The sequence below is a fragment of the Ellagibacter sp. genome (assembly GCF_048412355.1).
In the GTDB taxonomy this organism is placed as follows: Bacteria; Actinomycetota; Coriobacteriia; order Coriobacteriales; family Eggerthellaceae; genus Ellagibacter.
In genome coordinates, this window is the sequence record NZ_DBFSAP010000014.1 from 93,657 (window position 1) to 115,971 (window position 22,315).

General features: G+C 62.0%; 10 protein-coding genes. 1 reads left to right on the forward strand and 9 read right to left on the reverse strand.

Going from position 1 to position 22,315, the window contains the following annotated elements; all coding sequences use genetic code 11:
• Positions 1-481 precede the first annotated feature (481 nt).
• The 9 genes from ACMRQN_RS01895 to ACMRQN_RS01935 form a co-directional block, all read right to left on the reverse strand.
• On the reverse strand, positions 482-2,191 hold the full coding sequence (locus ACMRQN_RS01895; RefSeq protein ID WP_418733587.1) for a phospho-sugar mutase: 1,710 nt from the start codon (positions 2,189-2,191) through the stop codon (positions 482-484).
• A gap of 90 nt (positions 2,192-2,281) precedes the next feature.
• Entirely contained in the window at positions 2,282-3,859 is a 1,578-nt protein-coding gene (gene gatB, locus ACMRQN_RS01900; RefSeq protein ID WP_418733588.1) for an Asp-tRNA(Asn)/Glu-tRNA(Gln) amidotransferase subunit GatB, read from the reverse strand.
• 1 nt (position 3,860) lies between these two features.
• A complete protein-coding gene (gatA, locus tag ACMRQN_RS01905) occupies positions 3,861-5,351 on the reverse strand; it encodes an Asp-tRNA(Asn)/Glu-tRNA(Gln) amidotransferase subunit GatA (RefSeq protein ID WP_418733589.1) in 1,491 nt (496 codons plus the stop codon).
• Positions 5,351-5,662 (reverse strand): Asp-tRNA(Asn)/Glu-tRNA(Gln) amidotransferase subunit GatC, encoded by a 312-nt coding sequence (gatC, locus tag ACMRQN_RS01910; RefSeq protein WP_158049050.1) that lies wholly within the window; start codon positions 5,660-5,662, stop codon positions 5,351-5,353. Before gatC ends, gatA begins: the two co-directional genes overlap by 1 nt.
• 216 nt (positions 5,663-5,878) lie before the next feature.
• Complete coding sequence (locus tag ACMRQN_RS01915) at positions 5,879-7,210, reverse strand: MFS transporter (RefSeq protein ID WP_418733590.1); 1,332 nt, start codon at positions 7,208-7,210, stop codon at positions 5,879-5,881.
• Between the two features lie 441 nt (positions 7,211-7,651).
• Positions 7,652-9,577 (reverse strand): DNA helicase RecQ, encoded by a 1,926-nt coding sequence (recQ, locus tag ACMRQN_RS01920; protein ID WP_418733591.1) that lies wholly within the window; start codon positions 9,575-9,577, stop codon positions 7,652-7,654.
• A 3-nt stretch (positions 9,578-9,580) separates the two neighbouring features.
• Positions 9,581-10,162 (reverse strand): hypothetical protein, encoded by a 582-nt coding sequence (locus ACMRQN_RS01925; protein WP_418733592.1) that lies wholly within the window; start codon positions 10,160-10,162, stop codon positions 9,581-9,583.
• Between the two features lie 348 nt (positions 10,163-10,510).
• A complete protein-coding gene (locus ACMRQN_RS01930; protein ID WP_418733593.1) occupies positions 10,511-19,615 on the reverse strand; it encodes an InlB B-repeat-containing protein in 9,105 nt (3,034 codons plus the stop codon).
• Between the two features lie 168 nt (positions 19,616-19,783).
• Positions 19,784-21,091 (reverse strand): amidohydrolase family protein, encoded by a 1,308-nt coding sequence (locus ACMRQN_RS01935; RefSeq protein WP_418733594.1) that lies wholly within the window; start codon positions 21,089-21,091, stop codon positions 19,784-19,786.
• Between the two features lie 267 nt (positions 21,092-21,358).
• Between ACMRQN_RS01935 and ACMRQN_RS01940 the strand changes: the two genes are divergently transcribed.
• Positions 21,359-22,315, forward strand: a 957-nt coding sequence (locus tag ACMRQN_RS01940) for an IS110 family transposase (protein ID WP_418733595.1), incomplete at its 3' end; no start/stop codon positions are given.

Sequence of the window (22,315 nt, forward strand, 5' to 3'; positions counted from 1 at the left end):
AAAAACCTGCGCACATCGCGCAAAAAGAGTATTCGGGACGCTGTGCACTCGTTCAGCTCTTCGTTGAAAGCGCCTTGTCGTGGACAAAAATCGTCGATATGTGAGTCGAAATCTGACGGCGGGGAGGACCCTTCTCTCTTCGCCCTACGTTTGCCCAGGTCGGAATTGATGGAAGAAAGTTAGTAGTAGGAAACTCCTCGCATATCGACAATATCTGTCCACGACGGGCTCGTTTTCGGCGAGATGGGCTGAAGGGAGAGAGCCCGATGGCGTCTCCGAGGCGAAGTGATCGCAGGGGCAGCAGCCCTTGCGGCAAACGTGCTCCGGACTGGGAAGCTCCGCGTCTCTTCCTCACTGCGGCCCCGTGCGAGCAGCTTGTTCCCTGTCGCCGCGTAGGGCCGCGGCAAAGCAATTTGCGGCTCTGCGCCTTCCCCGCTGTGGCCCCGTGTGAGCTTGCGGTCGCGCCTTCCCCGCTGCGGCCTTATGCAAGCAGTTTGCGGCCCGAAGCCTCAATGCTGTCGAGCAGCGCTTCGGCGCCTTCCCTCGTGTCGTCTTTTGCGAACACGTAGAGCTTGATTTTGGGCTCGGTGCCGCTCGGGCGCACGATGGCCTTGTTGCCGCCCGCCAGGCGAAGCTCGACGACGTTCGCGGGCGGAAGCCCCGTCCCCGCATCCTCGTAGTCGACGACGCCCTCGACGGCGAGGCCGGCAACCTCGCTCGGCGCCTCCGCGCGCAAGCGTTCCATGATCGCTGCCATAGCGGCAGCCCCCTCGGCGCCGGGGTACGACACCGACACGGTGCGATTGAGCCAGTACCCGTGCTCGGCGTACAGGTCGCGCATTGCGTCCGCGAGGTTTTTCCCCTGCAGCTTGTAACTCTGCGCCATCTGGCAGATGAGCAGGCTTGCGTTCACGGCGTCCTTGTCGCGCACATGGTCGCCCGAGAGGTATCCGTAGCTCTCCTCGAAGCCGAAGATGAAGCGGTCGGCCTGCCCCGCGTCCGCAAGCTCGGTGATGATGTCGCCGATATATTTGAACCCGGTCAGGCAACGGCGCAGCTCAAAGCCGTATTTTGCAGCGAGTGCATCGACCATCGCGCTCGACACGATCGTGGTGACGGCCACTTTCTCGGCCAGGTCCTCACCGCGTTCGGCTCGCATGCGGCAGATGTAATCGAGCAGAAGCACGCCCATCTCGTTGCCCGTAAGCAGAAGGTAGTCCTCGCCGTCCTTCACGGCAACGCCCACACGGTCGGCGTCGGGGTCGGTTGCGAGCAGCAAATCGGGATGCACGCGCTCGCAAAGCTCGATGCCCTTCTGCATCGCCTCGCGGATCTCGGGGTTGGGATACGGGCAGGTGGGGAAATTGCCGTCGGGATCGCGTTGCTCGGGGACGACGGTGATGTCGGTGACGCCTGCGCGCTCAAGCACGGTTGTCACGGGGACGAGTCCTGTACCGTTGAGCGGGGAATACACGAGCTTCAAGGGCGCCTTCGCAACCTCATCGGCGCTTAGGTTGCTTACCGATTTCGACAGGACCGCATCATAGTAGCGCTCGAGCACCGCGTCGTCGATCCAGGTGATGTCGCCTTTCGAAAGCGCGGCGTCGAAGTCAACGGACTTCACCCCCGAGAAAAGGTCGGTGCCCTCGATTGCGGCCGAGATAGCAGCCGCGGCCTCGCTCGTTATCTGGCAGCCGTCGGGTCCATAGGCCTTGTAGCCGTTGTAGGCGGCGGGGTTGTGACTCGCCGTCACGCATACGCCGCCCGAGCAGCCCAGGTCGCGCACGGCCCACGAAAGCGTGGGAACAGGGGAAATGCGCGGGTACACGTACGCGTGCACGCCGTTCGCCGCGAAGATGGCCGCTGCCGTGCGCACGAAGAGCTCGCCGTTGTTGCGGCTATCGCGCGCGATGGCGACGCTCGGGTTCTCGAAATGTGCATTCAGGTAGTCGGCGAACCCCTGCGTGGCACGCCCTACGGTGTAGATGTTCATGCGGTTCGTTCCGGCGCCGAGCGTACCGCGAAGGCCCGCCGTGCCGAAGGAGAGGTCCTGGAAGAAAGCGTCGGTGAACGCGGACTCGTCCCCTGTTTCGACCGCTTCCTTCATGCGGGAAAGCTCGGCGGCAAGGTCGGGCTCCGTTACGTTTTCGATCCATCGCGTCATTTCGGCATCCATATCGCGCGCGTTCACTTCTGCTCCTTCTTGTACGCGCCGCGCCCGAGGAAAGCCCTCGGGCGCGGCAATCGGCGTGTTACGTTGGAAGACCCTGTGCGCCGGGCCCTATTCGGCGAGCTTCTTCGCGAGAAGCTGGTTGATGACCTTGGGGTTGCCCTGGCCGCGCATCTGCTTCATGCACTGGCCGACGAAAAACCCGATGACCTTGGTATTTCCGTCCTTGTAGCGCGCCACTTCGTCGGGGTTCGCGGCGATGACCGCATCGACGACGGCCTCGATTGCGCCCGTGTCGGACACCTGCTTCATGCCGCGCTCCTCCACGATGGCCGCAGGGCCTTTGTCCTCGTCCATGACGGCGGCGAAGACCTCCTTGGCCTGCTTGGAGGAGATGGCGTCCTCGGCGAGCAGCCCGACGAGCTCGACGGCGCGCGCAGGGGAAAGCGGGCTGTCGGCGAGGTTGGCATCCTCGTTCGCGTTCTGCCAGCCTGCGATGTCGTTGATGACCAGGTTGGCGACAGGCTTGGCGAGCTTCTTCGCGTTTGCGCCGGCGGCTTCCATGCACTTCTCGAAAAAGCCTGCGGTCTGCTCGCCTTCCACCAGCTGACGGGCGTCGTATGCCGACAGGCCGAACTGCTTGGCGAAGCGCGCGGCCTTCTGATCGGGAAGCTCGGGCAGCTTGGCGCGGACGCCCTCGATGAACTCGTCGGTGAGGTCGTAAGGCGCCAAGTCGGGCTCGGGGAACAGGCGGTAGTCGTCGGCGGTCTCCTTTACGCGCATGACGATGGTGTGCTTCATCGTGGGGTCCCAGTGGCGCGTCTCCTGGTAGATCTGCCCGCCCTCTTCGAGCACCTCCGCCTGACGGCAGATTTCGTAGGCCAAGCCATCGTGGAGGTTCTTGAAGGAGTTCATGTTCTTGAGCTCGGTCTTCACGCCGAGCTTGGTCGACCCGCGACGGCGCAGGCTGACGTTGCCGTCGCAGCGCATGGAGCCTTCCTCCATCGAACAGTCGGAGATGCCGATGGCGAGGAAGATCTGGCGCAGCTTCTGCATGAACAGGCGCGCTTCCTCGGGCGTGCGCAGGTCGGGCTCGGTGACGAGCTCGATGAGCGGCGTGCCCGCGCGGTTGTAGTCGACGAGGGAATGCGTGGCGCCCGCGATGCGGCCCTCATCGCCGCCGATGTGGACCATCTTGCCCGCGTCTTCCTCCATGTGGATGCGCGTGATGCCCACGTGCGCCGTGTAGCCGGTGTCGGTCACGGTGACGTTCTCGTAAGTGTCGCCCGCGCCAAGGCCCGCGATGTCGGTGCGCTCCTTCGCCGCCGGGCCGTCGACGTCGAGGTCGAGATGGCCGCGCATGCAGAATGCCACGGGGCCCTGCGTGGTCTGGAAGTTCTTCGCCATGTCGGGGTACATGTAGTTCTTACGGTAGAACATGGAGTGCTTCTCGATGTCGCAGTTCGTGGCGAGGCCTGCGAGCACGATCGACTCGATGGCGGCCTTGTTCGGCACGGGAAGGGCGCCGGGCAGGCCCAGGCACACGGGGCAGGTGTGCGTGTTGGGCGCGGCGCCGAACTCCAGCTTGCAGCCGCAGAACATCTTCGTGGTAAGGGTGGTGAGCTCGGTGTGGATTTCCAGGCCGATGACCGCTTCCCAATCTTGCAATACTTGCTCGAGCTTCTTCACGCTACTCGCCTGCCTTTCCGTCCGAGAATTCGGGCGCCACGGGGGCGGTGCCGTATTCCTTCTCGAGAGCCATCGCGACGCGGAACATGTTCTCGTCCTTGAACTGGGGCGACATTAGCTGAACGCCAATGGGCAGGCCGGTTTCGCGCCCCAGGCCGCAGGGCATGCTCATGCCACCGTTGCCGGCGATGTTGAGCGAGATGGTGAACACGTCGGAGAGGTACATCGTCGCGGGATCGGAGATCTCGCCGAACTTGAACGCCGTGCGCGGGCTTGCGGGCGCTAAGATGACGTCGCATTTCTCGTAGGCGCTCGTGTAGTCCTGTGTGATCAGCGTGCGGACCTGCTGCGCGGGATAGTAGTACTTCTCGTACACGCCCGCGGAAAGCAGGTAGCTGCCCAGCATGATGCGGCGTTTGGCCTCGGGGCCGAAGCCCTTCGCGCGGCTCGACTCGTATTGGCCGCCCAAATCCTTGTGGCCCTCGTCGCACAGACCGTAGCGCACCGAGTCGAAGCGAGCGAGGTTCGAGAACGCCTCGCAGGGGCCGAGCACGTAGTATGCGCTGATGGCCGCGTCGACGTGCGGAAGCTCCACCTCGACGAGTTCGGCGCCCGCGGCTTCAAGCTTGGCGGCCGCTTCCAGGGTGCGCTCGCGGACTTCCGCCGTGAGGCCGTCCGCTTCCATGAACTCCTTCACGATGCCTACGCGCATGCCGGCGACGTCTTGTGTGCAGGCGGCGCGGAAATCGGCTTTCACCTGCTGCGACGTGCAGTCAAGCTCGTCGTGGCCGCAGATGGCGTCCATGACCGCCGCCGCGTCTTCCACGCTGCGTGCGAAGGGCCCCACCTGGTCGAGCGAGCTGCCGAACGCCACCACGCCGTAGCGCGAGACCATGCCGTAGGTGGGCTTCACGCCGACGATGCCGCAGAAGCTCGCGGGCTGGCGGATCGACCCGCCCGTGTCGGAGCCGAGTGCGACGCAGGCCATGCCCGAGGCGACCGCTGCGGCAGAGCCGCCCGAGGAGCCGCCCGGCACGCGGTCGAGGTCCCAGGGGTTGTGCGTGGGGCCGAACGCCGAGGACTCGGTGGAGCTGCCAAAGGCGAACTCGTCCATGTTGAGCTTGCCCAAGGGGATGCAGCCCGCGTCGATCGCGCGTTGCACGCACGTGGCCGTATAGGGAGACACGTAGTTTTCCAGCATGTGGGAGGCGCAGGTGGTGTGCGTGCCTTCCTGGTTCATGTTGTCCTTGAAGGCGCACGGAATGCCAGCGAGGGGCCCAAGCTCGTCGAAGGAGCCCGCGGCGATTGCGGCGTCAACGCGGTCGGCTGCGGCGTATGCGGCCTCCTCGGTGAGCTCGAGGAACGCGTGGACCTTCTCGTCAGCGGCCTTAATGTGTGCGAGCGACTCCTGCGCAACCTCGCGCGCCGTGAAGTCGCCTGCGCGCAGGCCTGCCTGGATTTGGGCGATGCCCATGTCGGTGGAGAATGCCATTAGCGATCGCCCCCTTCGCCTAAGATGGACGGGATGAGGAAGCTGCCGTCTTGCTGCTTGGGTGCGTTCTCAAGTGCAACTTCCTGCGTGAAGCTTTCGCGCTCGGTGTCTTCGCGCATGACGTTCGAGAGACTTCCGATTGGGTGGAAGGTGGGCGTAACGCCATCGAGGTCGAATTCGGTGATGGGCTTCAAGGTGTCGATGATGCTGTTCAGGTCGGTTGTCATCTGGACAAGCTCATCGTCGGTGAGCCCGATGCGCGCGTAAGTGGCGATATCGCGCACGTCGCGTTCGGTAAGATGTTGGGTCATGAAAGCGTCCTTTCGTGCATATCTCCGAAATGATAGCAAAGGACGGGCCCGTTGCGGCTGGCAAGAACGCGAAGTCACCCGTTCTTAACAGCCGCGGCGCTCGGAGGTCGGTCTGCTGGCTTGAGGGCCGCCCTCCGAGCGCCAACGCGCCCGTCGCTTTCCGGCGAGCGCGTCGACTTGCGGGAAAGCGACGGGCGGTGCCTTCCGAAAAGCTCCCTAGCGCTCGTAATCCATGTCGCGGCTTTCCTTGAAGAATGCGAGCGCGACGAGCGAGACTACTGCCATGCCGGCGAGGTAGAGGCCCACGGCGCCCAGGCCGAAGTTCATGACGAGCGCGCTTGCGATGGTCGGGGCGAACGCGCCACCCACGATCGCGGCGAGGTTGTAGGAAAGGCCGGCGCCCGAGTAGCGCACGTTCGCGGGGAACAGCTCGGGCAGATACGACCCGCACGGGCCGAACACCGCGCCCATGCACACGAAACCGACGCAGAGGAACGCCATGACGCCCGCAACGGTGCCGCTTCCGAGAAGCAGCGGGCTCACCAGGCCGAACACAAGCGTTGCTGCGGTCGCGACAACGAGCACCGGCTTGCGGCCGCGGCGGTCGGCGCACAGGCATCCCACCACGATGAACGCGGCGAAGAAGAACACGGCGACAAGCTCGAAGCCGAGGTACTGCGGCTGAGAGAAGCCGAGCGTGGAGACGCCGTAAGAAAGCGACCAGGTGCCGAGCAGGTAGAATAGCGTGTAGGTGATGCTCACCGCGCAGGTGCCCAAAACGACGCGCTTCCAATGGTGGCGAAGGTCGAGCAGCGGGGTCTTGGAGACGCGATCCTCGGCGGCCGCCTTCTGGAAGACGGGCGTCTCGGCCATGCGCAGGCGCACGACGAGGCCGACGACGACGAGGAAGATGGAGAGGAGGAACGGGATGCGCCAGCCGAACGCGACCATCTGGTCGGTCGTGAGCACGGTGTCGAGCACGAGGTTCACGCCGTAAGCGCAGAAGAACCCGATCGGAGCTCCGAGGTTCGGGAAGCTGCCGTAGAGCGCGCGCTTGCTCTTCGGCGCGTTCTCCGTCGCCACGAGCGCCGCGCCCGACCACTCTCCGGCAAGCCCAACACCCTGGAACGCGCGGCAGGCGCACAAAAGGACGACTGATGCGGGGCCAAGGACGTCATACCCTGGCAAAAGGCCGACGACAAACGTCGCGATGCCCATCATCATAAGTGCTGCGACCAGGGTTTTCTTTCGTCCGAGCTTATCGCCGAAGTGACCGAACAAAAGCGAGCCGAACGGGCGCGCCAGAAACGATACGGCGAAGGTGACGAACGCGAGCAGCGTCGCTAAGACGGGGTTCGACTTCGCGACGTCGGTGAAGAAGATGAGGCCGAAATAGCTCGCTGCCGCAATGGAATAGCAGTAGTTGTCGTAGAACTCGATCGCGGTGCCGACCATCGACGCCGCGACGACCTCCGCCGTCGAGTTCTTCTTTTTCTCCTGAGGCTTTGCCCCGAAGGGCAGAGCACTCGCCGTTGCCGTGCTTGACATGATCTGCTCGCTCGCTTTCTCTCGCATGTCCTTGATACGCTTTCTGCTTGAAAGCAGGCGGCTGTTTGGGAAAGCGGCGGTGGAAAATCGCAAGGGTGCGAATGATAAGCATCTGCGGAGTAAATAAAAAACCGGAGGCGTTTTCTCAAACAGCCTCCGGCTTCAATGCACCATCAGCTGCCCGATTTGGGTTCGGGCAGCTGAGAAACAAGCAACTCGAGCCCTAGATAATCAGGCTCATAATTCGAATGGTATGCATGTTTACGCTGGTCAACGTATCTCCTTTAAAGTGGCACCAATCGATGCCTCCGCTCGACGCGCCCCTTTGACCCGTCGGCGGCATCTATCATCGTCCAATTCGCTCAGGAGTCAATGCATGGGAATATTTCGTCACAGACCCTTCACTTTTCATGTGCGGTGGATGCCGAGAGGGCTTGCGGCCTAGCGGTTCTCGAAGGCGGCGATCTCGGCGAGGAACGCCTCCCCGTAGCGCAAAAGCTTCGTCTGCCCGACGCCGTTCACCTCGAGGAACTCATCCTCGGTCTGTGGAAGGCGGGCGCACATGTCGCGAAGCGTCGCGTCGGAGAAGACCATGTAGGGAGCGATTCCCTGCTCGCTTGCAAGCTGCTTGCGCAGCGCGCGCAGGCGTTCAAATAGCTCGCTGGACCCGCTGCTCGCCGCAGTGCCTGTGCCGCTCGAGCCGAACGCATGCCCGCCGCCTGCGCCAGCCCGCCCGCTTTTTCGCGCGATGCGCTTCATAAAGAGGGAGAACTCGGGCGTCGCCGCCGCGCGAAAGTTCGGGCCGAACCCCACCTTGGGAAACTTTCCCTCCGAGATGTCGAGGTACCTGCCTGCGACCAGGAGCTCTATCACGTCTTTCACGTGCGCCGCGGACGCGTGGGAAAGCGTGCCGTAAGCGTTCGCGCGATCGAGCCCGAACGAAGATACCTTCTCGCTTTTTGAGCCGCGCAGCACGTCGGCGACCATACCCTTGCCCCATTCGCCGCGAAGCTCCTGCACGCAGCGCATGATCGCGCGGGCCTCATCCGTCACGTCGACGCGCTCGAAACCACCTTCGCAGTTGCCGCAGTTGCCGCAGCTCACAGAGTCGTCCGCCTCGCCTTCTTCCCCGAAGTAGCGAAGCAGGTACTCTCGCAGGCAGGCGCAGGTCATGCAGTAGCCCTCCATCGCCGCGAGCATGCGCCGGCGCGTCTGGCGCACGGCCTCGGCCTCTTCTGACGAAAGCTCCTCGTTGGCCGATTCCTGCTCGATGAAGAAGCGGCAGGTGGAAAGGTCCTTTTCGCTCCAGAAGAGCAGGCACTCCGAAGGCAGGCCGTCGCGTCCCGCGCGGCCGGCTTCCTGGTAATACGCCTCGATCGAGGCGGGCATGTTGTTATGGAGCACGTAGCGCACGTTCGACTTGTCGATGCCCATGCCAAATGCGTTCGTCGCGACCATGACGGGCGCATCGTCGCAGATGAACGCCTGCTGGTTTGCCGCGCGCTCGGCAGCGGGGAGCCCGGCATGGTAGCGCGTTGCGCGCACGCCTGCCGACACGAGTGCATCGCACACGACCTCGGTGTCCTTCCGGGTCGAGCAGTACACGATGCCCGAATCATTTGCGTGCTCCAAGGCATATGCCGCGATCCGGGCGATCTTGCGCTTGGGCTCCGCGCGCTCGACGGCGAAATGCAGGTTCGGACGGTCGAACCCGGTGACGATACGGTAGGGGTCGGACAGCCCGAGCAGGCGCACGATGTCGTCGCGAACGCGCTCGGTCGCCGTCGCCGTGAGCGCGCAGACGGCGGGGCGTGCGGGCAGCTGCGCGATGAAGGCGCCGATTTGCAGATACGAAGGGCGGAAGTCCTGGCCCCACTGCGACACGCAATGGGCCTCGTCGACGGCGATGAGCGCTATGCGTGCGTGGCTCGCAAAATCGACGAAGCGTGCATCTTCGAGCCGTTCGGGTGCTACATACATGATGTCGAACTCACCTGCCCGCGCGCGCTCGATCACGCGGCCCTGGGCCACAGGCGAAAGCGTCGAGTTGAGGTATGCCGCATGCACTCCTGCCTGCACGAGCGCGCGGACTTGATCGCCCATAAGCGATACGAGCGGCGAGACAACGATTGCGACCCCGGGCAAGACGATGCTGGGGATTTGGTAGCACAGCGACTTTCCTGCGCCCGTCGGCATGACGGCGAGCGCATCGCGCCCGGCGAGAATCGCCTCGATCACGCTTTTCTGCCCCAGCCTGAAGTCCTCGTAGCCGAAGCAGTCCCTCAGCGCGCGGCGGGCGTCATCGAGCGTCGGCGCCGACGAGGCGTCGGGGGCGCTTGGCGGGGTGTGGCCGGTATCCTCGTCCACGACCTACTCCCCCGTCCGCGTCACTTCGAAGCGTGCGCCGTCGAAGGTGTTGCCCTTCGGGTCTTTCACCCACGTGAGGTAGCTATCGGTCGGCACGATGCGGTACGTGTAGCTCATCTGGTCTTCTCCGTTGTGGAACGTGATGCGGAACTCGACGTCGCCGAACGCGCGATACGCCGCCACGTCAGCCGTCTCGTCGGCGCCCTGCTCGACGGGCACGGCGAAATACACGTATCCTCCGCTCGCCACCTCGTCCAGTTGATAGGGGACGACCTCTTCCCAGACACCGCTCGATTTCCCCACGCGGACGCCGTCGGTGAGCGATTCGACCGAGATCGATTCGCAGGGGCTCGTCTCGCTCATGCCGATGTTGAGGCAGATTACGCGCCCTGCAATGTCCCCTTGACGGTACACGCCGCCAAGGCTCACCACGCCCGAGACGATGTCGCGCGTATCGCCTGCGCCCGAGGCGTTTTGGAAAAGCTGCAGGTCGCAATCGGAAAGGGCGGGCGCCTTGCATGAGACGAGGGGCAACGCGCAGCACGCAAGGCACACTGCGATCGCAAAGTTAACAAGCCGTCTCACGAACCCACCTTCCCGTAAACGAAGTCCATCAAGAAAAGCCCCACGAAGGGAGCCTTTGGGCATGATAGCAGGTATCTCACCGCTTGATTGTGTTTTGTTTACGGGGTGTAACGGGCGGTCGCTTTGCTATTCCTCGACGATGCGCTCGACGTTACCGCACTTGCCAAAGGCGCCGTAGTGGTGGCGCAGGTTGCCGTCGACCTTGACTCATGGTTTGACCGGCAAATGAGCGCCTGCGAATCGGTCGAGAGGAAGAGGTCAATCAGTTCGCGCTTTACCCAACTCGGATGTTGCCCCTTCACGCAGAAACGCAGAAGCGAGAGGGGCAATCCCGAATTCAATGCAGAATCAGTGCTGACCCCTCGCATCACCTTGCTGGTCCTTTTTTCTACGGCGACGATGCACGACCACGCCGCCCGTCACGGCGCCAACGAGAACGACGAACGCCGTCCCCAGCACGAGTATTTTCACCCAAGATGAAGCGTCCTCGTCAGGCAGCAAGGCGGAAGCCGCGCTTCTATCCTGCCCATCTTGCGAATCCTCAGTGGTTGTTCCATCCTGCCCAGAAAGCACGCTAGCGTTGTCAGCTGAAGGATCAGCCGCAACGGCGGTGTCTCCGAGGTCACCTGATGGCAACGACGCGCCTGGAGCGTTCTGATCGTTCGCGTTGCCGAATTCATCAAGCTGATCTGTATCGTTCAGTTGGCCAGATGAATCGGGGTTGTTGGGATTATCTGGATCGCTCGGCACTTCAGGGTCGCTGGGGTTATCCGGTTTACTCGGCTCATCGGGATCGTCGGGATAACTGGGGTCACCAGGCTGGTCGGGGTCATCCGGCTTCGGCGGGTCGATCGGGTCAGGGCCTGGACCCGGAGCGGGGCCAGGGTCAGGCACTGGCTTCGCTTTCACCGTTAACGTACCGGGTTCCACCGTTGTCGTGAAATTCGAGTCCGAAACGCTCGCGTTGATCGCATACTCGCCCACAGGCGACGACGCGTCCGCCTCACATGAGTACGCGACGACCACGCCCGTCGTGTCTGCAGGGCTGATCAAATCGGACGAGAATGCAGGGTTCGCTTCCCCTTCGGATCGTTCGGCGTCATGCACGATGACGAGCATCTGAGCTGGCAATACGGTAACTGTAAGTTCCATATCGGCAGCGGCAAGGTAGTTGCGAGACGCCGCCGCATGTGCGATGACGCGCGCCGTGCCCGCTGACACGATCGAGGCATAGCACCCTTGTACCGAAATCGGGGCTAGTGTGCCCTCGCTGCTCGACACAACTTCAAAGGTGACCGGGGTATTTGCCGTGTTGTCGAATGCGAACCCAGAATCGCCGTAGGTGGCCGTGTAATCGGTCGTGCCCGTGATTTCCTGCGGCGCCGGCGAAATCGTAAATTCCTCGGCCTTCTGCCCCTGGTAGTTCGGTTTGGTCACCATTACTTCAACTCGGTAGCTGCCGGCGTCGCACGGGGCGGTCGACGTGGGGCCGTAATCTGTGCCATCGACGCCCGTGTAGATAATCGTGTAATCGGAAGGCTCCAAACTCGGCACGCTCACCGTCGCGGCATGCGGCTCGCCGTTGTACGTCGAGTCTTCTGCTGCAAGCGCGATGTGCACGGGTTTCTCTAGGATTCGATAATCCGTCGCTGCGCGACCGATGTAGCCGTTGTTGCGAAGCGTCGCCACCACACGGTAGGTGCCGGCATCGACAGGTGCCTCGGTACCTGAATAACGCGTATCGCCCGTCCCCGTGTAGGTATAGGCAACTACGCCCGCAAGGCCCTCGGGCACGCCCGACAGCACAGGCGTTTGCGGCTCCCCGTTGTACACACGATACAGCTTGGAGAACGAAAGCTCCGCCACCTGTGGTTTCACGATAAGGGTGAAATGCGCGGTTTTCGCAGTGCCCTTGCTGTCGGTGCACACGATGTCGAAGCCGAACACGCCCGTTTTCTGCGGCTCGCCCGCAACCGAAAGCGGCTCGTTGCTCCCGCCGAGTCCCTTAACCGCAACGCCCTCCGGAAGCGCGCTTCCCTCTGCAAGCGTGTAGGTATACGGCGGCACGCCACCCGTCGCAGGCGCGATGCTCGCACTATAGGCGCACCACGCCGTAGCAAGAGGCAGCTCGGACGTGTTGAACACGAGCTTTTCAGGCTGCACGAGCGAGATGGCGGCAGGCTCGGTATTGACGCACGTTTCCGTACCCAGATACCTCTGCGTTACGCGACAGTAATACGTTCCCGCATCGCTTTCGCTCGCCTTGGCGATGGAAAGCGAGCTCGACGTGGCGCCCTCGATCGTAGCGTCGTCGCCATCAGCGCCGACGCGATACCACTGGTAGGCAAGCTCGTGGCTTGCCGCCGCTCCGCTCGATTCGTCCTCATGTGCGAGCACGTCAGAGGCCGCATCCGCCGCAACCGACAGCGTGGCGGGGTCGTTTTTGTAGACCTCTGCACTTTGCGGCTGCGCCGTCACGACAGGTGTGCCCGCTTCGACGAACGCGAATGAAAGCGCCTGTGATGACTCAATGTTTTTCAAGGTCAGCGTATAGCTTCCGCCGGAATAATCAGAAATGTCGAGGTCATGCGAAACCGCGTTTCCGCCCTCGTTCGCCGTTTCCGTCGCGCTTGCATAATCCAAATAGCAACCGCTGTCGGGTGTTGCCACGAACACAGCATCCCCGCCGGGCGTTACCTCAACCGACGAAGGCTCAACAGTGCCGTTTTCCGCCGTGGCGCTCACCTGAAGCTTCGCCTTCTCGGTAAAGCGCGCGATCATCTTTGTGTCCATCGTGGGAGCAAACGTCCAACTCGCGTCGGTGCTCACCGGCTCTGCGTCTTCCACCACGCCCTCATCGTCGCACTTGAACCAGCCCGCAAAGTCGTAACCGTCATCGGGCACAGCAACGAGCGTGACACTTTCGCCCGACTCTATCGTCTTCTGCACGGCGTAGCCGCTATCGCCGTAGAAGGTCGACCCCTCAACGTATCCGCCTTCGCGTGGATCGATGGCGACAACATCGATTGCATCACGCACATAATACGCGGTGAAGGTGCGGTTGGCATACGCCGGGCGCACGAGAAGCGGGGAAAACCCAACAGGAGCGCCGTTCTCATCAGCCCAATGATCGAACTTCCAGCCCGGGTACGGAATGGTGATCATCACCGACGCCGACATATAGCTCGAGCCCGTTCCAGGGATGACCATGCTGAAGCCCGCGCCCTCAGGGTATGTCGCCACCTGCGCGTCGAAGCCTGTCGCATAGAACACTGCGGTTAGGCGCATGTCCTCGTGCGCGATACCCGCATGGACAGCATTGTAGCTCACGATCGCGCCTGCATCGTTGATCCAGTGCGAGAAGCGCATTCCCGGATAGGCGACGGCCATGGCGACGAATGTATCACCCTTGTCGCATGAAAGCGAGGTTCCCGCGCCCGGCGCACCGGCGATAAATGCAAGTCCCCTGAACATCGAGCTCTGCGTCACCGCCACGTTAACCTTGTTTGCGGGGTCGGGTTCGAACTGTGCATAGTAGGTGACGTCGGACGACGCCTCGAAGGAAAGCACATCGTCGGTCTCCGCAACGCTGCACCCGCTCTCGTCAAGACTCCAGCCAATGAAACGGTAGCCTTCACCTGCAACCGCCTGCAGCGTAGCTTTATCCCCCGATTGGAAGGTACCTGTTCCCTTCACCTTGCATCCGCGTGTGCCCACCTTGCCCGCAACGACGACTTTCGCCGACACCGACACCTCGTACGGATCGACGAACTGAGCCTCGATGGAGACGACGTTGTCGGTAAGGGAGCTTATGAACTCCTCGTCAAGGGCAAGCCAACAGTGCGCGTCGGTGGAGAGAAGCGTCTTCTCGCCGCCTTCGCCCACAAGCTGCCAGGAGACAAAGCGCTTATCGGTCGTTTGCTGAGCGTTCAGCTCAATCGTGTCGCCAAACGAATACGTCCCCCCACCCGTAAGCACGCCCGCGCCTTCCTGGTTTGCGCTGAGCTCCACGTAGAAGGAATAGCGCATGAAGCACGCCACATAGGTGGCGCTCTTTGTTACTGCAACCGTGTATTCGGGAAGGGCGCTCACCACGTTGCCTTCAGCGTCCTTCCAACAATCGAAGATGAATCCCGGCTTTGCCACGGCGGAAAGCGTCGTTCGGTCGCCCTGCGCGAATGAGCCGAAGCCGCTCGTATAGCCCGCCTCGGCGGGCGAGGCGACGGCGCTCACCGTGTACTCCCCCGCCCCGAATACGGCGATCAAGTCGGTGTCGCCGCGCACGGTGAAGCGGTACTCGGCGCTCGTGCTCACACATGCGCCCTCGCTATACCAGCCGATGAACGTCGCGTTTTCTGCAGGCGTTGCAGTGACGATGGCCGTTTGCCCCGCCACATACGCGCCCGTGCCCGAAACCGTGCCGTAGCCTTCAGCAGTCGTAACGTTCACCGTAAACTGCTTTGCCTCGAACACCGCGCGAAGCGACGCGTTCTCGTTGGGGATGAAGCGGTACTCGGCGCTCGTGCTGACCGGCGCGTCCGTATCGTCGACCCAGTACTTGAACGTGTAGCCTTCCGCCGCATGGGCCGAAAGCGTCGCCGGGCAGTTTGCGCCGTAGGTTCCCGCGCCTTCCACCCAGCCCGCGCCTGCGTTTTCCACGACCTCGCCTGGAGACACAAGCTCCGCCGCCGCTGCCGCAACCGTGTAGGAGCATTCCTTGAAATGCGCGACGTAGACGTGGCTTCGAGCTTCCCTGTCGGTGAACTCGGGCTCGGTCGACACGAGCTTGCCCTCAAGCGTGTACCAGCCAACGAACGCGTAGCCCGGCGCGGGCGTCGCCTTCAGCGCGACGTCAGCACCGCGATCGGCCAAGATGCGGCTCGCCGTAACCGAGCCACCTTCAGCGGGGCTCGCTACTGGCAGGCACACCACATCGAGCGGCTTGAACGCAGCGGTGATTGTGCAGTAATAGGAATTGAGTTTCGAGCTCTTCGCAACCAGAGTGCATTCCTTTTCGGTACTCACGAGCAGCCCATTTTCGTACCAGCCCCAAAAAATCCAGCCAGGATTGTTCTTGGCCTTCAGGTTAAGCGTTTCCCCCAGTTTGAATTGGTCGGTGTCAGGCTTCACCTCGGTGCCGTTGCAGGTTACCGTGCCGCCCCACCACGAATCGGCGGCGATGACGACCTCAGGGCCCTTCTTGAACACCGCCGTGTAGGTTTCATCCTTCGTCACGCAAACGCGCAGCTCAGCGTCAGTGTAGTGCTTGCCGGAGCTATCTTGCCAGTAGGCGAACCAGTGCTTGTTGTCGGCCTTCGCCTTGATGGTGACATGACGTCCGTAGGGCAGCTCGACCCAATCCTTGCCGGGATCACCCACGATCGAGACTTCGCCAGGTGGGTTGATGCCAGAAAGCAAGCCGTCGATCTCGACTTTAATCGTGAACTTCTTCGCGACGTATTCCGCGCGAATATGAGTGTCGCCTTCGGGAATGAATTCCAAGTGCGTTTCGTCGGTGCCCATAAGCACATCGCCCGTAGCGCCAGCGCGGTACCAGCCTTTGAAGGTGTAGTTCTCATGCATGCTCTCGTCAAGGTGCGCGGAGAGCACCGTCGGCTTGCCGACAACGCAGATTCCGTCGCCTGTGATCGTGCACTTATCCGCAAGCGCGCTCGCAGGCTCCACCGTCACCGTAACCTTGCAGGTGCGCTGGAACTTCGCGACGAGGTGCCGATCGTTTTCAGCGAGGAAGGAGTAGGTAGGCGACTTCGATACTTCGGCCACGCCGTCGTACCAACCGGCGAACTCGTAGCCATCGCCTGCAGTGGCGACGACTGTCGCCTCGGCGCCCGTTTTGACGACCTGTCGATCAGGTGTGGCGTTGCACCCGGTCACCGCGTCGGCAGCCACCCCTTCAACGTTGATTGAGGTGGTGATCGTCGCGTCCTTTTCGAACACGGCGGTCAGCTTTACGATGTCGGGCGTGACATCGGTGATCGCCATCTGCAGATGCGGCAGCGCCGAGCGCTCGATGCCGTCTTCTTTCCAGCAAACGAAGCGATACCCAGGATTCGGGATAGCATCGAGCTCGGCGACGGTGCCTTCGAAATGGACGCCGCCGCCTTTCACGGTGCCGCCCGCTTCAGGCTGCGCAGTGGCGATAATTGTGGCAGTATGGTCGCCCTTGGGCTTATCGGGGTCTCGGTCGTGCTTGTGGTGCTCGAATATCTCCTCAATTTCCTTGAGGGCTTTGCCTCCGACCTCCACGAGGTCCTCGATGGTTTCGGCTTCCCCGACTTCAACGATAGCCGGAACGGCGATCGGATCGACGAATTCTCCTATGCCGGACGCGGTCGCGGCTATTATCGCCACGCCCAGTGCCGTAATAAGGGCAGCCTGTAGTATTTCGAATGCCTCCTTGCCGTCCGAAACGGCGCGGAAATGTGCTGTGAGCTGGGTATCCCCATTAAGCGTGAAGGTGTAGGTGCCGTTTTCGGCAACGTCAACCTTGTTGCCTGCCGCGTCGGTGACGTAATCGAGCGCATAATACGGAGCGGGAATGGCGACGACCGTAACGCTCGAACCGATGCCGTAGAGGCCCGTGCTGATGAAGGAGCCTTGAGGACTGCCGTCCTCGGTCGTGCCGTCGACGTCTAGAACGACGCTCGCCTGGCGGGCGCAGTACCAAGGCGTGATTTCCACCTGCGCATTTTCGCCATTCAGGCTAGGAACCTTGTAATTGTAAGCAAGATCGCTGCTGATGAGGGCTTGCGCGCCCGAGGGGCCTTCGTACCAGCCGCGGAACTGCGCGTTGTCGGTGGTAGCGGAAAGCGCTACCGTCTCGCCCGCGCCGCGATAGCAGTTGCCAACCGTCGGGATCACATGCGCGTATGCCTCGGAGAGGTCGGTCGATTGCGCCGGGTTGATGTGAACTGCAACGTCTTTCAGCGCGAAACGCGCCTCGACGCTCATCTTCATCTCCGGCTTCAACAGACACGCGCGCCGCTCGCTCAAGCACGCGCCCGTTTCCTTGTCATACCAGCCCAGAAACTCGATGTCGTCATCGAGCATGCCGAGCTGTTCGGCGTCGAGCACGACGAATTGACCGGCGAAGAGGAACCTCGAACCCAAAACGTTCGGAACCTCAACGCCCTCCATAAGCGTGCGCCCGCCTAAGTCGATCGTCTGCGAGTAATCGACATTCACTGCAACTACCGGGTCGATAGGCTTGCCGGGGTCAGGGTCAGGCTGCTCCTTTTCCCTGAGGATAGCAACAGGATCGCCCTTTCCCTCCACGGTATACGAAACGGTCGCGGAGTTCTCGCTCCCGACGATCCGGTAAGCGCCATCCGAATAGACCCAATAATCGATTGACCATTTCGAGGGATCGTAGTTGCACGTAATCGTCACCACCTTGCCGGGATACGTGACGAACGTTTCTCCGTAATTGCAGTTGTCGGCAACGATAGAGAACGTCACGTTCTCGACTTCGCTCCCATTCGCGAGATTGAGCCGCGCCTTCGGGGAAACCACGATCTCGTCGGCGAACACGGCAGTGAGCACGATAGAGCGCTCAACGGAAAACTCGTAGGTTTCCTTTTCGGAAAGAACGTTGCCCTTTTCATCAGCCCAATAAGCGAAGAGCCTGCCGTCGAGTGTCGTTTCGGCGCTCACCGTGCACGTATCGCCCAAAGAAAACTGGCCGCCGCCCGTCGCTGTTTCTCCCAGCTGAGCGGTCGGGCTCTCCACGTATACGGAGAACGCCGTGTTCCCCTCTTCTTGTAAAAGGCCTGATGAATAGGCACGAAGAAGATGATCGCCGTCGTTGTAGGTTACGCGCACGGGAGCGCCGTTGTCGGACGACTGGAAAATCGACCCGCTGTTGGGGCTGAAAGAGAAGAATTGACTGAACGCATAATTGCTCGCGAGGTCGGCGTAGTCAAAAGTGTGCTGCGAGCCATCATAATTGAACTTGACTTGCATGCCGTCAAGGGAAACTGCGTCCCCTTTTTGGTACACAAGCCTGTTTGGATCGCTTACGGCGCTGATGGACAGATAGTTCGAAGCATCGTAGGGCAAGTCGTAATTGCATGCTTCCCAATCACGTTTGACTTCGCTCTTTTGATACAAATCGAGCGAACGTGCAGGAACGAGAACTTTTATAAAGCCATTCGGGAACGTCTGGGAATCGACAAGCACCGCATGGTCGCACTGGAAGTACACGAAACTAAGTTTGGTTTCGGCGAACGCGTATTTCGGAAGCATGGCAATCTTGGAGTCACGCGGCAAAACAAGTCCACCGCTCATATCGGCTTCTTCGAAGCAATGCTCCCCCAAGTTCGAAACGGTTGTGTTGGTTTCAAGCCCCGAAAGACGAAGACTCTTGCAGCCTAAGAACGCGTAGGCGCCAATGGAGGCGATTCGGGTATTTGTCGCAAGTCCCGTCTGGCTCAGCTTCTCGCACCTCATGAAAGCGTACTCACCGACGGACGTAACATGCGTATTCGCCCCAAGACCGGTGTCGATGAGGCCATGGCAATGCGCGAAAGCGGAGTCCCCGACAGATTCAACTGAGCGATTTCCGGCAAGGCCGGTGTCGGCGAGGTCGTGGCACTCCTGATATGCGCCGACGGGGATGCTCTTCAATCCCTCCACATGGTCCAAGCCCGTCGAGATAAGACCGCTTCCGTAAAAGCAATTGGAACCGATTGACTCAATGGTTGCAGTCTCTTCGATAGTAAGGCTAGTCAGCTTCTCGCAATAAGAAAATGCGTCCCTGTCGATAGATTCGATATGCATACCCGACAGGCTTATCGACGAAAAGTTCTCGCAATTGAAGAAAGCATACTCGCCAATAGATTCGAGGGCCTTACTCTCAAACTGTACAGACTGAAGATAGGTAGAGCTGTAGCACAATCTCTCGGGAATCGAAGTCGTTTGAGAATCGACGATAAGGTTCTTGACTTCCCCCGGATTTACAGAATGCGATTGGGGGTCCGACTTATCGATCGACTCCTTGAGATTGCCCGATTCGTCGCATTCGTACACATAGCCGTTTGGCATAAGCTTGCCGTACTCGCATATGGGACGAGATTGCGCGGCGCCGTCTGGTGCGCTCACGGTCGTTGAGCTATCGGATGCGTCCGCATCACTGGAATTGACAGGCTGAGCCTTGTCGGCGTCCGCTTCTCCACCAGCGGCATCAGAATCGGAATCGCCCTCGAACACGGAGTCGGTGCCTGCGGCCGAATCGCCTTCGCCACCAGCGGCATCAGCTTCGAAGGGGTCGGCGTCATCCCCGGTCGAGGCATCGGCGTTCACTGCCTCGACGGACGCAGCGTAATCCTCTGCAGCATACGACGCATCTCTTGTGATGGGGATGAACGACACCACGAGTGCGAGAGACAAAAACACACGCAAGAAAATACCAGAACCGCGGGCGCTCTTTTTCATGGGTCCCCCTTCCCGACCCTTCACGCTGCGGATGGAGGGCACTCGGTGATACGCGGCTCTTATTGTACAGGACGCTATCGAGTGAATGAAGCCCGCGAAACCAACTTGCAACGTCTTGCAGCAGAGCTTTCTGGCGCAGCTAAGCGGCGTTGCCCTGCCCTTCTTCTCTTAACCTCGCGGCAGGAACGCATCGAGCTCGCGGTCGAGCTCTGGCAGATGCTTCACGGAAAGCCCCGAGACAAGCTTGCCGCGCGCCATGACCATCTTCACTTGCCGCAACGCTTCCAAATTGTCGAGCGGGCTCTCGTCGAGCACAATGAGGTCGGCGGCCTTGCCCATCTCGATCGACCCCGTCTCGTCGCCGAGCCCCAAGATGCGCGCATTGCCGAGCGTGGCGGTGTGGAATGCGAGCTTGCGCGGGGCGCCGACGATGCGCTCGAAGTACACGACCTCGCGCCACATGTCGTAGTGCGTGACGTAGGGGCATGCCGAGTCGGTGCCGAGCCCCACGGGGATGCCCGCTTCAAGTGCTGCCTGCGCCGCATGGACGATTCCCTTGTAGACGATGTTGCCGTTGACCTTCTGGATCTCGGTCGAGTGGGTCTTTTCGGGGTCGAGCTCGACGAAGGGAAGCGCGGGCGAGACCGTGCAGGTGAGCGACGACTTCTTACCGATGCCGTTTTCCTTGAACAGCGCGATGAGCTCGGGCGAGAGGTCCGCGCCGTGCTCGATGGTGTCGACGCCCGCTTCAAGCCCCACGCGCACGCCTTCTGCGCTCTCGATGTGGGCGGCGGTCGCCATGCCGAGCTTGTGAGCCTCGTCGACTGCCGCCGCTGCGATTTCAGGCGACATGCGCAAAACGCCCGGCTCGCCTTCCTTCTCCGCATCGAAGACGCCGCCTGTGATAAACAGCTTCACGAGATCGCACTTGCGCGCGAAGCAGTCGCGGACGATCTCGCGCGCCTGCTCGGGGGTCTTAGCGATGTGGGCGAATAGCCCCGCGCCGTGGCCGTTCGGTACCGTGACGCCGACGCCCGAAGTGAGCAGGCGCGGCCCGGGGTACTTCCCGGCGTTGATTGCGTCGCGCACGTCCACGTCGGCAAAGCCCGGGTCGCCCACCGAGCGCACGGTAGTCACGCCGCTCGCAAGCTGCTGCTGTGCGTGCTTTTTGATGATGCGCCGCAGGTACCACATGCCGATCGGGTTTCCCACCACCTTGTCGATAAGGTCGCCCGCAGCACCTGCGCTCGTCGGCTTGCCCGAGCCGCAAAAGTGCACGTGCAGGTTCACGAGGCCGGGCGCAAGGTAGGCACCCTTAAGGTCGATCTCCTGGGCGTTCGCAGGCGGCACGATTTCTTCCGCCGCCCCGATCGCCGCGATGCGGCCCTCGTCGTCCACGACGACGGTGGTGTTCGGGCGCGGCTCCATGTCGGCGGTGCCGTCGAGGACGGTTGCATGGGTGAAAACGTAGGCCATGAAATTCTCCTATCTTTTAGTTGTTGCATTTGGGAGCCGAATATCGAATGCTTTCAGATGCAATGCAGACTCTGGCGGGCAGGGATGCCGACATGGCATTTGGGGCGAAAGGGATTCGACCCCGATAAGGAGAATGGCATCCTGCCCCGTTCGGGAAGGCCGCGAATTAGCTGGATGAGGGGCGATGCGCCACCTCGGATCTCTTTTGGGAGGTTGCGGTCCCGGGCGCTCGGGCAGGCCCCGCCGCATCGCAGAAGGGAGACGGGAATGATCTACGCGGGTGTGGACATCGCCAAGATGGACCACGTCATAGGGGCGGTCGACGAGCGCGGGGCGGAGGCGTGCCGGCCGATGCCGTTCAAGAACACCGAGGCCGGGCTCGAGAGGGCCGTCGCGTGGCTCGAGGGCCTCGCGGAGTCGCCGTCCGGCGTCGTCGTGGGCATGGAGGCCACCGGCCACTACTGGATGGCGTGCTACTCGTTCCTCGTCGCCCGGGGCTACTCGGTCGCCGTGATAAACCCCATGCAGGTCAAGGCGGTGCGCAAGCTCAAAGGGCTCGACAAGGTCAAGAACGACCGCGTCGACGCCGGGCTCATAGCCGAGGCGCTGCGCATCGGCCAGTACGACGAGACCAGGCTCGCCACCGACGAGGTGGCGTCGCTGAGGTCGCTGTCGCGCTACCTGCAGTCGCTGCGCGGCATGGTCGCGGAGCTCAAGACCCAGTGCGTGTGCCTGATGGACGCGCACTTCCCCGAGTACGCCGGGGTGTTCTCGGACATGTTCGGGGCGGGCAGCCGCGCGGTGCTGTCCAAATCCCCGCTGCCCTTCGAGCTGGCGCGGAGGAGGTCCGACTCGCTCGCCCGCGACATCGCCGAGGCGTCCAGGCGCCCCGGCGAGTCGGCCGGCCGCGCCGCCGAGATCAAGGCCGCGGCCAAGTCGTCGATCGGCGCGAGGCTCGGCCAGGAGGCCGCCTCGTTCCAGGTCAAGTCCCTGATAAGGCAGATCGAGTTCGCGGATTCCGAGTGCGCCGGGGTCGAGGCGAGGCTGAGGTCCCTGCTCGACGAGGTCGAGCCGCTCGTGCTGACGATACCCGGGGTGTCCTACGTCACGGGCGCCCAGATAGTCTCCGAGATAGGCGACGTGTCGCGCTTCCGCAACGCGCCCGCCCTGGTGAGCTACGCCGGGCTGAACTCGTCGGTGAGCCAGTCCGGGCGGTTCGACAGC

What these genes read in the sequence shown, in the direction of transcription:
- ACMRQN_RS01915 (WP_418733590.1), bottom strand. Translation starts at nt 7,210, where the DNA reads ATGTCAAGCACGGCAACGGCGAGTGCTCTGCCCTTCGGGGCAAAGCCT.
- gatA (WP_418733589.1), bottom strand. Translation starts at nt 5,351, where the DNA reads ATGGCATTCTCCACCGACATGGGCATCGCCCAAATCCAGGCAGGCCTG.
- ACMRQN_RS01935 (WP_418733594.1), bottom strand. Translation starts at nt 21,091, where the DNA reads ATGGCCTACGTTTTCACCCATGCAACCGTCCTCGACGGCACCGCCGAC.
- ACMRQN_RS01930 (WP_418733593.1), bottom strand. Translation starts at nt 19,615, where the DNA reads ATGAAAAAGAGCGCCCGCGGTTCTGGTATTTTCTTGCGTGTGTTTTTG.
- gatC (WP_158049050.1), bottom strand. Translation starts at nt 5,662, where the DNA reads ATGACCCAACATCTTACCGAACGCGACGTGCGCGATATCGCCACTTAC.